The following is a 12,295-nucleotide window of genomic DNA, read 5'->3' as shown; positions in this document are numbered from 1 at the left end:
GCGATCGATCCGTTCCCTACCGCACCACGGCGACGGCGCAGCGGGCGTGGTGGAGCATCGCGTGGCTGACCGAGCCCAGGAGCGCCGAGCGGATGACTCCGCGCCCGTGCGAGCCGACCACCACCAGCGCGGCCTGGGCCGAAGCGGCCACCAGAGCGTCGACCGGGTGGGCGCGCCGCACGTCCTCGACCACCTCCACCCCCGGGTACGCCTCCCGGAATCGGGTGATCCGGGTGGCGACGACCTGGTTGGCGGCCGCGGTGATGTCGTCGGGGTCGTAGTTGACCTGTGGGGCGTACAACTGCACCGGCGGCTGCCAGGCGTGGATCGCGCGCAACGGGCTGCCGCGCAGCTCGGCCTGGCGGAAGGCGAACTCGAGCGCGGGCTCGCACTCCGGCGAGTCGTCGACGCCGACCACCACCTCACCGCGTACGGACTCCTGCTCGGGCCGCACCACGACGACCGGGCAGTGCGCCTGACCGGCCACGTGCAAGCTCACGGAGCCGAGCAGGGCCCCCTCGAACCCGCCCAGCCCCCGGCTGCCGATGACGATCTCGGTCGCGTCCTTGGCCTGCTCCCGCAGGGCCACCGCCGCGGGCCCCTCGACGACCTCGGTCGACACCTCGACGTCCAGCTGGCGCTCGCCGGCCAGCTCGGCCGCCTCGGTCACCATCGTCTGCGCCATGCGGTCGAGCACGTCCGGCTCGGGAGCGGCGTGGAACCTCGAAAAACGGTACGAATCGCGGTTCACGGCGTGCACGACGCGCAGCGGCTCGTGCCTGCGCTTCGCGTCATCGACCGCCCAGGCCACCGCCGCGCACGACGCCCGCGATCCGTCGACACCTGCAATGATCATGTCGGTCCCCCCTCTCCCCCTCATCGCACCGCACGCGACCTCGCCGCCCCAGGGCCATAAGTCCCTCATGGACAGGGCCAACGACCCGGCGTCCGACGGTCGTGAAAGGGCTCGTCAAGGGGCCTTTTCGGGGCCTGGCGCGCTGCCGGCCGGCTCGCGCGCGAAGAGCCCGCCGAGAGCGGCGGCGAGGACGGGCAGCGCGACGACCACGGCCGCGATCGTCGGCCACGGGGTTTCGAAGGACACCCGCGGCGGCGAATCCCACGAGGTCGTCGCCGTCAACGGCCACATCAGCAACATCCCGATGGGGCACCCGGCGACCGCGCCCAGCACCGTTCCGCACAGCGCGCTCAGCCCGGCGCGGGAGGCGCCGAACCACCGGAAGGTCGCGGCCGATCCGCCACCGGCCCGCCTCAGCACCCGCCCAGGTCGCGAACTCGTGGCCTTGCCGCCCCCGGCGGCGCAGGCGCAGCCGAGCGCGACGAGGAGCGCCGCCGCGGCGACGATCATCCAGCCGGTCGAAGGCTGGTATCCCCGCTCGACGTAGGTGTCCGCGACGCCGCCCAGGCGACCGTCGAGCCGTTCCTGCTCGCCCGCCGAGATCCGGCGGAGGGAGGGGTCCACGATCAGCTCTTCCGGCTCCAGCCGGTAGCCGAGGTCCCGCACGAGCTTCGCCGGGACGAAGATCGTCTCCATCTGGGGGTCGGCGGTTCTGGCGACGATCGCCGGAATGGTCTTGATCTTCTGCGGTTCGTCCATCCCGATCAGGTTGACCGAGTCGACTTTCACGTCGGCGGCCGTGATCACCACGGCCGTGCCCTCGTCGTAAGGCGTCGACCGGTCGCCGGTGAGATACCGAAGCAACGTCTCGTCGCCGATGACCTCGGATGAGTACATGGACTCTTCCGTCAGGTACACGTTCTTGGCCCGCGCGTCGAAGTACCGGTCCTCACCGGGGGTCTCACTCTGCGTGATGGGCACTCCGGGTAACTCCCGCTGGATCGCCGCGCGCACGGTCCCCACGTGCTCCGCCGGGAAGTGCCCCACCAGGAGGGTCCCGGGCCGGGCCCGGGGCACGTATTCGGCCCTGAGCTGCGCCGTGAAGCCGACCGCGATGATCGTCAACGCGATCCCGAAGGCCGTCGCCAACATCGTCAGCGTGATCGCGGGAGCCGTGGTGGCCCGGCGACCGGCCAGGTCGCGGGCCGCCAGGCGAACGGGCAGCGGCAGCCGTTCCGCGTATCGGCCGAGGATCTCCAGCGACCACGCGGCGAACGGGCCCAACCCGAAAACGAGCAGCCCTCCACCCGCGAGGGTCGCCAGCGTGATCGTGGCCCAGTCGATGATGCCGTAGCGCGTGTCTTCACGGGCCGCCCACGCGCCGAACCCCATCATCCAGACGCCGAAGAACGACAGGAAGAATCCCCCGGCCACGTAGCGCCGGCGTATGCGCGCATGGCGATCCGGTGGGGCGGACAGCACCGCGAAGGGGACGGAAGCGGTCGCGAGCAGCGCCGGAATGCTCGTGATCACGGCAATGATCGGGAGTCCTATGAGATCGAAGATCATGGCCGAATGCTAGTGAGCTTCGTGCGGACCAGGCCGGCGATCGGAGCGCGCCGATGGGCGGCGTGATCGTTGATCACGCCGCCCATCGCCGGTCAGGTGAGGAAGCTGCCGTAGGGGCCGTTCAGCATGCCGTTCTTCTGTGTCTGGTTGAAGATGCAGTTCGGGTAGGAGTAGAAGGTCGCCGACATGCACGTCCCGTCGGTGGAGGTGGCGTCGGGCAGGCCGAACGCGTGCCCCAGCTCGTGCACCATTCCGCCGTACCACCGGTTCATCGCGCCGTTGATCCCCGCGGCGCCGTCGGCGTCGTGTCCGCTGAGGATCACCCATCCGTTGCCGCCGCCGCCACCGGCGCCGTCGCCTTCGGCGCTGATCTCGCCGACGTTGACCCAGCGGTTGTCCGGCGCCCCGAGTCCGAGCTTACGGCGCAGCTCGGCCTGCATGTTGCACACCGTCCACCAGTACTTCTCGCCGCAGTTCGGGGTGTTCTCGTACCAGGTCCGCGGCTGGTCGCCGTTGACGACCTCGACGACCGGGTTGTTCAGCGTGAACGTCTTGCCCAGCTGCTGCTTGAAGAAGCGCTGCGCCTCCTGCATGACCTTCGCGATGCCGTCCGGGTAGCGCTGGTCGTAGGCCACGTCCGAAGGCTTGAGCCAGTAGACCCGCACGGTCCGCGACGGCGGCGGGCCCGACGTCGGGGTCACGGTCGGGGTCACCGTGGGAGTCACGGTGGGGGTGGGGGTCACCGTGCCCGTGCAGGTGACGCCGTTGAGGGTGAAACTGGCCGGCACCGGGTTGGTGGAGTTGTTCCACGTACCGTTGAACCCGAACGAGGCGCTGCCGTTCGTCGGCAGGGAGCCGTTCCAGCCGGCGTTGGCGGCGGTCACCGCGCTGCCGCTCTGCGTCACGACGGCGTTCCAGGCCTGGCTGACCGTCTGCGAGGCGGCGAAGCTCCAGCGCAGGGTCCAGCTCGTGAGTGGATCACCGAGGTTCTTGATCGCGACGTTGGCGCTGAAGCCGCCGGCCCACTGCGAGCCCAGGGTGTAGGTGACCTGGCAACCGGCCGCGGCCGCGTGCGCCGTGATCGTGCTCGCCACCGCGGCACCGGCCATGCAGACGGCCAGGACTCCGGCGATGAGGCCCCTGCGTAATCCTCGTAAGTGCATCCGCTTTCTCCGTGTGAGGGGGGAGCCCGAAAAATGTGAACCTTAACAACGAGTACGGTGATGATCCATACCGAGCCTGTCAATGAACGTCGGCGGGAGGCTGCTACGGACGTGGGGAAATGCTTTTGGGACTCTGAAAGTTTCAGGCCGACAGATGTTCGCGCAGCAGCGCGAAGAACGTGTCGCCGCGGACGATCTCGAACGGATCCCCCAGGAGGCCCGCGAGCTCGGCGATGTCGGCCGGCGTCCAGTTCCAGGCGTTGACCGCGCCGGCGATGAACAGCGGCGCTCCCCCGTCCCATCCCTCGATCCGCCGCACCAGCGTGTCCCGGTACTCCCGCGCCTTGCCCTGCGGCGAGAAGTTCCCGATCACGGGCAGGCCCGCCGGGTGGATCAGCAGGTCGCCGGTCTCCCACGACTGGATGATGCCGCGCACCGGGGTGTCGCGCCCGTAGGCGGCGACGACGCGCTCGTCGAAGGCCACCCAGCCGTCGCCCTCGGGCCTGCGGTGGTTGTAGGCGTAGACGAGATCCATGCCGGTACGGCGCAGGAATCGGCCGGTGAGCCGCGTGTACGCGGCCAGTGCCGCCGTCGGCCAGGACCCCGGGTAGGTGTAGCCGGCGCCGGACGGGCCGGCCACGAGCAGGTCGTTGGCGGTGGCCGTGCGCTGGTAGTACGCCAGCAGCGCGGGCCCGATGTCGGCCAGCAGCGGGCTGACCGTCCAGTTGACCGGCACGCCACCGCGCTTGGGGTCGTCCCAGATCTCGCGCATCCGGCGCTGGCAGTACTGGATGTTGTCGCCCTCGCCGACCGTGAGCGTCAGATAGACGCGAGCGCGTAACCTGGCCGGCGGTCGCGGGCGTACCCGATCGGAGATCCTGGCGGAGACCCCGGCGTGGACGGTGGCGTTCATGTAGTAGTCGGCGGGGACCACCTCGACGCCGTGCTGCGAGGCCCGGTCGACCCCGCCCCACTCGCCCGCCACGTCGTTGGAGAACCAGCCCGCGTACGGCGTGGCGGGCTCCACCCGGCCGAAGATCTCGTCGAGCAGCTCACCGGTGGCGCCGCTGGGCGGCAGCCAGAAGACCATGGCCCGGGTGGCCACCGCGTAGTCGCGGAAGTAGGGGAACGGCTCGACCCGGGTGGGCGCGGTCGTCGCGGCCATGACCAGGTACTGGTTCCACAGGTCCACCTCGACCAGCAGTTGCCGGGCCCCGGCCGGGGCGGTGAAGCGGTAGATGAAGTAGTTGCCGCCGTCGGCGAAACGGTTGTCGTCGCCGCCGATGGCGGAGTTGAGGCCGTCGAAGAGGTAGGGGGCCTCGGCCTCCGTGCCGGGGGTGAACGCCGCGATCTGCGTCCCGTCCGCGGTCACCTTCACCGAGCCCACGGAAGCGCCCCAGCCGTCGTCGCCGAGCGAGTCCTGGAAGCGCAGGTAGACGCCGTCCTGGGCGGTCGGCAGCTCCTGGCTCAGGTCGAACGTGCGCACCGCCCGGTTGGAGGAGTCGCGGACGCGCTCGGTCTCCCGCGCGAGCTCGCGCCACCGCACGCCGTCCACCCGCACGGTCCTGGTGGGCGGGAGCCCGGCGAGCAGGGCGTGGGTGCAGCGCGGGAACAGGTGGTCGAGCTGCCAGCGGTACGTGGCCAGGACGTCGGCGGGGTCGAAGCGGCCGCGCAGGTCCACGACGGTACGCAGGCCGTACGCGGCGGCCTGCTCGGCGGTCGCGGCGACGGCGTCCTCGAGACCGGCCAAGGTGGTGGCGACGTTGACGGAGTCGGGGACGTCCGGGTCGTGCAGGATCGCCCCGCGCACCTCTCCGCGGTAGCGGGCGACCAGGTCGAGGGGGCGGTCGTGACGGGTGACCGCCGCGCCGGTGCTGGACAGCCAGCGCTGGTCGTGTCCGGCGGCGTCGTAGTTGAAGTAGAGGCGCGGCCGGCGGCGGTTGACGACACCCTGGAGGGTGGTCAGGAGCAGCTGGTCGTCGCCGTGGAGGGTGGTGAGGTCGGCGAAGTCGAGGTGGGTGGGACGGCCGAAGTTCGGCAGGAAGGTGGGGAGGGTTCGCGCCGCGACGGGGCCCTGGCCGGTGGGGAGGGTTCGCGCGGCGGCGGGGTCCTGGAAGGTGAGGCCGAGGCCGCCGGCCGCCAGGACCACGCCGTTCGCCCGCAGGAAACTGCGTCGTGACACCATCGACGATCTCCGCTCCTCGTGGGGGGACAAGGATTGACACCGCTGTCAACTGCCCTCGAACGTAACAACGTGACGTGATGTTGTCCATGGTGTAAACCACCTCAGCGCTCCCCGAACACCGCCCGCCCGAGCGGCGGGACGGCCCCGCAGGCGCGGAAGAACCACCGGGTCGCCGACCGCTTCAGCGGGCTGCGCTCGAGCGCGGCGTCGGTGTTGCGGACGACCTCGCGGACGCTGTCGAACCCGTGGCGCAGCATGTCCGCCTCGTAGGCGCGCAACGCCTGCGGCAACGGCTGCTCGCCGCGGTCGGCCGCGGTGAGCGCGGCGCAGAGCCGGTGCGCGTCGCGCAGCGCCGCGTTGCCGCCGAGCCCGCCGACCGGGGGCATGTGGTGGACGGCGTCCCCGAGCCCGGTGACGTTGCCCGTCTCCCACGGTCGGAGCGGCGCGGCGGCGCTGAACTCGGTCTGGTAGAGGGTGTCCGGGGTCGAGTCGGCGAGCAGCCGGCGCAGGTCGGGATGCCAGCCGGCGGTCCGCCGGGCCAGCATCTCCCGTACCGCGGCCGGGTCGGCCTGGGCCTGCGGCGTGAAGTCGGCCGGGAGGGAGTCCCGGTGCGCGATGAACGCCCACAGCACGTAGTCGTCGTCGTGCGCGTCCGCCAGCAGCCGCTCCGGCTCCAGCCCGAGCGCGCGCACCCGGTCGCCGAGCCGGGCGGTGATCGCCGCGGGGTCCTCGCGCCTGCGGAAGATCGCGGTGAACAGGAAGTCCCGGCGTGGCCAGAAGACATTCATGCCGGCGAGCAGCCGCTCCGGCAGCCATCGCCGGTTGTCCTCCGTGAGGAAGAGCTTGCCGGCCACGGCCGTCGCCGGCAGCGTGGTGCGGCCGGCCGCGGGATGGAGCTGCGCCCACACCCGGGAGTTGACGCCGTCGGCCGCGACGAGCACGTCGGCGGTCGCGGCGGTGCCGTCGGCGAACTTCGCCGTGACCGTCCCGTCGTCCGCCCGGGCGAAGCCGGTGAACTCCTTGCCGAAGCGGACGACGTCGTCCAGGCCGGCCAGCAGCAGCTTGCGCAGGGTGATGCGGCTGACCGCGTGCCGGCCGGTCGCGGGATCCAGCGGGTCCCGGTCAGGGCCGTCCTGGCCGATGCGGACGAGCGTGCGCATCCGTTCGTCGAGGAAGCCGATCCCGGGCCCCGGGTCGCCCGCGGTGGCCACCAGCACCTCCCACAGGGCGGGTGGCAGGCAGGCGTGCAGCGCGACGCTCCCGGACGGATCGATGTTCAGCCGGAAGCCCTGGAGGCGCGAGTCGGCCGTGCGGTCCCGTTCGTACACGGTGACCGCCACGCCGGCTCGCTTCAGGCCCTGCGCCAGGCAGAGCCCGCCGATCCCGCCGCCGATGACGGCGACGTGCAAACGCCGAGGGGGCATGAGTTTCTCACCTTTCTGGTAGCGGGCGCGTCAGGGCTGCCCGGCGGGGTTCGCGAGCTCCGCGAGCAGGCGGTCGTGCCAGGTCAGCTCCATCTCGAGCTGCATCAGGGTGTAGTCGAAGGCGACGGCCTCCAACCTGGTCAGGTGCGGGTCGGCCTCGACGCGCAGGTTGCGCCAGAAGTCGAGCTGCGCGGCGAAGGCGTCCCGCCGTCGCTGGACGGCCGTGCGCAGCTCGTCGGGGCCGATCTCGCCGCTGTGCAGGAGCACGAGCTGGATCGCGTCCGGCCGGAACTTCGTGTCCTCGAGGACGGACCTGATCAGCGAGACCAGCTCGGTCCGGCCCTTGCCGGTGATGCCGTAGACCGTGCGGGCGGGCAGATTGCCTTCCTGCTCGGTGCGGACCACCTCGACGACGCCTTCGTCCGCCATCCGGCGCAGCGCGCCGTACAACGAGCCGGGCTTGACGTCCGCCCACAGCTCCACCCGGTCCAGCTGAGCGGCGGCCCGGATCTTGTGCCCGTGCATGGGGCCGCCGTCGGCCAGGGCGCCGAGAATGAAAAGGCGTGTTGCTCGCATATGAGTACTCAAACACGAGCACCCGCCGCGACGCAAGTCCGCCGGCGGCAGGCGCGAGCCCGAAGGCGGCGGGCGACCTGATCGCCCACCGCCCCCTGCGACCGCCGCCGACCGGGCGGTCCGTCCCTACAGCCCCTGGACCAGGGCCACGATCACCGAGGTCAGCGCGACCGGTCCCATCACGGCCACCGTCACCACGGTCGCGTTGCGGCCGGGCAGCAGGCGGGCGAGGGTGCGCGCGGCGACCTGCCGCACCACGCCCGCGCCGGGCAGCACGAACAGCCCCAGCGTGAACGCGCCGGCGGCCAGGGACTCCGCGTGGCTGGCGCTCAACCGGCCGGACAAGTGCAGGAGGCTCGCGACGACGGTGCCGAACGCCAGCGACAGGAACAGGTGGCCCACCGCGACGAGCGCGGCCCTGCCGAACGGCGGCCGGGTCTCAGCGAGGAAGTGATCGCCGGCGCGCAACGCCAGCGAGAGGGCCGCCGCCACCAGACCCACGGCGACCGGCATGACGACGGTCGCCGCCACCAGCGTCACGAGCACCAGCACCCCGACGAACCCGCTGCCGGCCAGGAAGCGCTTGAGCTCGAAGGGCTCCGCGGGCGGCGGGGCCGGGCGGGGCTCCCGCGGCCGGTCGTCGTGGACGGTCGGAGCCGGGGCGGGCACGTAGGGCGGCGGCCGCTCCTCCTGGCGGCTCGGGGCGTACTCGACCGGCGGGAGCAGGTCGGCGACGATGTCCATGGTCAGCGTGCCGCTCGCGATCCGCTTGGTCCTGTCCGGGCGGCCCGCCGGATCGAGGGCCCTGGCCAGCCGCAGCAGCTCCCCCGCGCCGGGCCGCGCCGCCGGATCGACCTGCATCGCCCGGCTCAGCCAGCCCCGCAGCCACGCCGGCGCCTTGTCGATCTGCGCCCGCCCTTCCATGGTGTTGAAGCAGATCGCCTCGAACGTCCCCGTCCCGAACGGCGGCAGCCCCGTGGCCGCGAAGAACACCGTCGAGGCCAGCGCGTGCACGTCGGCCGCCTGGGTGATCTGCGAGTCACGGATGATCTCCGGCGCCAGGTAGCCCGGCGTGCCGACGAACATCCCGGTCTGCGTCAGCCGGGCCGCGTCCACCAGATGCGCGATGCCGAAGTCGATGACCAGCGGCTCGCCGTCGACCAGCATGACGTTGGACGGCTTGAGGTCGCGATGGATCACGTCGGCCGCGTGGATGTCCACCAGCGCCTGGCACAGCCCATGGGCGAGCTTGACGACCTCGCGCGCCTCCAGCGGGCCGTCGGCCAGCACGGTGTCCTCCAGCGTGCGGCCCGCGGCGAAACGGGTCACCACGTAGGGCCGGTTGCCCGCCAGCTCGGCGTCGATCACCTCGGCCACGTAGCGGCTGCGCACCCGCCGCATCGTCTCCACCTCGCGGAGCAGCCGGTCACGCGACTTGAGATCGGCGGCCACGTGCGGGTGCAGCACCTTGATCGCGACCTCGCGGCCCGCGCCGTCCAGACCGAGGTGGGCCACCCCCATGCCGCCCTCACCGATCTTCCCGAGCACCCGGTACGGGCCGAGATGCTCGTGCGTCTGCGTGCTCATTCCCGACGTCATCCTCCGTTTTCCCCCGGTACGCCGCGCTTCCGTGCGCGCTGGCCCGGCCATTCTCCCGCAGCGTTTCCCCGAGATGCACAGTAAGCGAAGATCGGCCCGAGCGCGGCGCTCCCGGAGGTTTCAGGTGGAGGCGCGGTGAATGACGTGCGGGGACAGCGAGGCCGGCGTCAGGCGGGGCTTGCGGCCCGACAGGTTGGCCACGACCGCGTCGGCCAGGGAGCGGCCCACCTTCTCCAGGTCGAAGGCGATCGTGCTGAGCGGCGGGTCGGCCGCCTGGGCGAGGGGGATGTCGTCGGTGCCGATGACCGCCAGATCGCCGGGGGCGGCGAGCCCGGCCCGGCGCATGCCCATGAGGAGGGCGATCGCGACCTCGTCGTTGTAGGCGCACACGGCGGTCACGGACTCTCGCCGCCAGCGCCTGGCGGCGCGGGCCATGGCGGCGCCGTCGAGCTTGGTGTCGAGCGCGGCCGGCGACCTCCCGCCGACCGACCTCATGCTGAACGGCCCGATCGGCCGGATCGGCGTCCCCGACGACATCGCGCGCGTCGTCCTGTTCTGCGCGTCCGACCTGTCCGCCTTCATGACCGGCAGCACGCTGCCGGCCGACGGCGGCGACACCGCCTGACGCGCGTTCAGCCGCCTTCGACGGGTACCGGGATCCGCGCCTCCACCTTGAACGACGCGCGGTCGGCCCGGTACACGTCGCGCGCGAACTCGATGCAGCGCCCCTCGGCCGTGTAGGTGCGGCGGGTCAGGAGGATCCCGCTGGAGGCGCTGCGGACCTGCAGCCGGGCGCAGGAGGCGTCGTCGATGACGATGGACTCGATGACGGCGGAGGCGTCGGCCGGCACGACGCGATAGTGGGCACGCAGGATGTGCCAGAGCGAGCCGGTGAGGGGCCGCTCCAGCAGGCCGGGCGTGATCGCGCTGGGGAAGTAGGTGGTCTCCAGCGCGATCGGCTCGTCGTCGGCGAAGCGCAGCCGGTGCAGAGCGTGCACGGTCTCGTCGCCGGCCAGGTCGAGCGCCTCCCGGGCCGAAGGCGTCGGGGGGCGCTCCTCGGCCCAGATGAGCTGCGCCGACGGCCGCCGCCCGGCCAGGATGATCTCGTCGGAGAAACTGCCGATGTGGAACGGCACCCGCGGTTCGGCCACGAACGTGCCCCGCGGCGGCCGCCGGTAGACGTATCCCTCCTTCTCCAGCAGCGCCAGGGCCTGCCGGGCGGTCATCCGGCTGACGCCGAACGTCTCGCTGAGCTCCCGTTCCGACGGCATGAGGGTGTGCGGGCCGAGCTTCTCGCCGGTGATCCGGTCACGCAGCTCCGCGGCGATCGTCACGTAACGGGGTGAACCCATGCTTGACACCCTAGCCCACTTGGACGATACCTTGCGGTCTACACCACATGGTATATACCAAGAGGGAGGTTGCGATGAGAGACCACACAGCGCGTACCGACAGCGCCGAGCTGGCCCGGTTCGGCTACGAACAGTCCTTCGAGCGGCGGACCGGCAGGTTCGCCTCGTTCGCCGTGGCCTTCGCGTTCGTCTCGATCGCGACCGGCATCTTCACCACCTACGGGTCGGTGCTGAGCTCCTCCGGGCCGCTCGGCATCTGGACCTGGCCGATCGCGGTGGTCGGCCAGCTCGCGGTGGCGTTCGTCATCGGCTCGCTGGCCTCCCGGATCCCGGTGACCGGGTACGCCTACCAGTGGACCTCCCGCCTGGCCAACCCGGTGCTCGGGTGGATCATCGGCTGGATCTCGTTCATGTTCCTGGCCGTCGTCGTCGTGGCCGTGGACTACACGGTGGCCTCGACGGTCCTGCCCGTCCTGCTGGACTACACGGCGAGCGGCGGCATCACCTGGGCGGTCACCGCGGTGATCCTGCTCGGTCAGGCCGCGCTCGTCGGCGGCTCCACCCGGTGGTCCGAGAAGGTCAACAACACCGCCGTGTCGGCCGAGCTGGCCGGCATGGTGCTGCTGACCGTGCTGCTGCTCGTCGTGGCCGCGGTCCGCAACGACATGGACTTCGGCAACCTGTGGAGCCGGGGCGCCGTGCCCGCCGAGGGATACTGGAGCTTCGGCGACCTGACCTCGGCCGGGCCGTGGGTGCTGGGCTTCCTGCTCGGCGCGTTCACCATCGTCGGGTTCGAGTCGGCGGCCAACCTCGCCGAGGAGACCACCGACCCCGAGCGGGTGGTCCCGCGGGCCATGTGGCAGGCGGTCCTGGCCTCCGGCGTCCTGGGCTTCCTGTTCCTGGTCGCGGTCACGCTCGCGGCCGGCGACCCGGTGGCGCTCGCGGCGTCCGGCACCCCGATCGCCGACGTCATCAAGCAGACCCTCGGGCCGGTCGTCGCCACGCTCCTGCTGCTGCTGGTCGTGCTGGCGATCTTCGCCTGCGGCCTGGTCATCATGATGACCGGCACCCGCCTGACCTGGGCGATGTCCCGCGACGAGCGGTTCCCGGGCTGGCGGCACTGGCAGCGGGTCTCGCCGCGCTTCGGCACCCCGCTGCGGGCGACGGTGTTCTACGTGGTGCTCGCCGAGGTGATCCTGGGCCTGTTCTCGGCCTTCTCGGAGGACGCGCTGTTCACCCTGTTCGGCGCGGCCACGCTGCTGCCGGCCGTCATCTACGCCGCGACCGTCGCGCTCTACCTCGCCAAGCGGCGGCACCTGCCGGCCAACGGCAAGTTCGACCTCGGCGCCTGGGAGAAGCCCGTCCTGGCGGTGTCGGTCGTGTGGCTGGTGTTCGAGCTGTCCCTCTTCCGCGATGCCTCCTTCCGCGACGCCTGGCTCTACGTTCTGGTGATGGTCGTGATCGGCGCCGCCTACCTCGTGACGCTGCTGGCGACCCGTGGCCGCCGGGCGCTGGACATGCCCGACATGCACTCGATCGACGGCGCTTTCGCGCAGAAGGAGCAGATCTGA

At 71.6% G+C, this 12,295-nt stretch carries 11 protein-coding genes; 2 read left to right on the top strand and 9 right to left on the bottom strand.

Annotation, left to right across the window (positions count from 1 at the left end):
• Nucleotides 1-16: 16 nt before the first annotated feature.
• The 8 genes from AB0L65_RS23605 to AB0L65_RS23570 form a co-directional block, all read right to left on the bottom strand.
• Nucleotides 17-856 (bottom strand): universal stress protein, encoded by an 840-nt coding sequence (locus AB0L65_RS23605; protein ID WP_364248781.1) that lies wholly within the window; start codon nt 854-856, stop codon nt 17-19.
• A gap of 114 nt (nt 857-970) precedes the next feature.
• Entirely contained in the window at nt 971-2,425 is a 1,455-nt protein-coding gene (locus tag AB0L65_RS23600; protein ID WP_364248779.1) for a hypothetical protein, read from the bottom strand.
• 92 nt (nt 2,426-2,517) lie between these two features.
• Nucleotides 2,518-3,588: a cellulose-binding domain-containing protein gene (locus AB0L65_RS23595; RefSeq protein WP_364248777.1), complete on the bottom strand. Its 1,071-nt coding sequence runs from the start codon at nt 3,586-3,588 to the stop codon at nt 2,518-2,520.
• A 142-nt stretch (nt 3,589-3,730) separates the two neighbouring features.
• On the bottom strand, nt 3,731-5,773 hold the full coding sequence (locus tag AB0L65_RS23590) for a GxGYxYP domain-containing protein (protein WP_364248775.1): 2,043 nt from the start codon (nt 5,771-5,773) through the stop codon (nt 3,731-3,733).
• Between the two features lie 101 nt (nt 5,774-5,874).
• Nucleotides 5,875-7,197 (bottom strand): FAD-dependent monooxygenase, encoded by a 1,323-nt coding sequence (locus AB0L65_RS23585; RefSeq protein WP_364248773.1) that lies wholly within the window; start codon nt 7,195-7,197, stop codon nt 5,875-5,877.
• Between the two features lie 30 nt (nt 7,198-7,227).
• On the bottom strand, nt 7,228-7,773 hold the full coding sequence (locus AB0L65_RS23580; RefSeq protein ID WP_364248771.1) for a PadR family transcriptional regulator: 546 nt from the start codon (nt 7,771-7,773) through the stop codon (nt 7,228-7,230).
• A 126-nt stretch (nt 7,774-7,899) separates the two neighbouring features.
• Nucleotides 7,900-9,360: a serine/threonine-protein kinase gene (locus AB0L65_RS23575; protein WP_364248769.1), complete on the bottom strand. Its 1,461-nt coding sequence runs from the start codon at nt 9,358-9,360 to the stop codon at nt 7,900-7,902.
• 132 nt (nt 9,361-9,492) lie between these two features.
• Nucleotides 9,493-9,867, bottom strand: a complete 375-nt coding sequence (locus AB0L65_RS23570) for a substrate-binding domain-containing protein (protein ID WP_364248767.1) — start codon at nt 9,865-9,867, stop codon at nt 9,493-9,495.
• Here AB0L65_RS23570 and AB0L65_RS23565 point away from each other — a divergent pair.
• On the top strand, nt 9,866-9,997 hold the full coding sequence (locus AB0L65_RS23565) for an SDR family oxidoreductase (RefSeq protein WP_364248765.1): 132 nt from the start codon (nt 9,866-9,868) through the stop codon (nt 9,995-9,997). The two genes, AB0L65_RS23570 and AB0L65_RS23565, sit on opposite strands and share 2 nt — an antisense overlap.
• 7 nt (nt 9,998-10,004) lie before the next feature.
• On the opposite strand, the gene AB0L65_RS23560 is transcribed toward AB0L65_RS23565, so the two are convergent.
• Nucleotides 10,005-10,724, bottom strand: coding sequence for a GntR family transcriptional regulator (locus AB0L65_RS23560; protein ID WP_350727581.1), 720 nt, complete (start codon nt 10,722-10,724; stop codon nt 10,005-10,007).
• 74 nt (nt 10,725-10,798) lie between these two features.
• On the opposite strand from AB0L65_RS23560, the gene AB0L65_RS23555 reads away from it, so the two are divergent.
• Nucleotides 10,799-12,295, top strand: a complete 1,497-nt coding sequence (locus AB0L65_RS23555; protein WP_364248763.1) for an amino acid permease — start codon at nt 10,799-10,801, stop codon at nt 12,293-12,295.

The sequence above is a fragment of the Nonomuraea sp. NPDC052116 genome (genome assembly GCF_040680035.1).
Lineage (GTDB): Bacteria > Actinomycetota > Actinomycetes > Streptosporangiales > Streptosporangiaceae > Nonomuraea > Nonomuraea angiospora_A.
The sequence above is the reverse complement of the archived record's forward strand: the minus strand, read 5'-3'. Positions and strand labels throughout refer to the sequence as shown.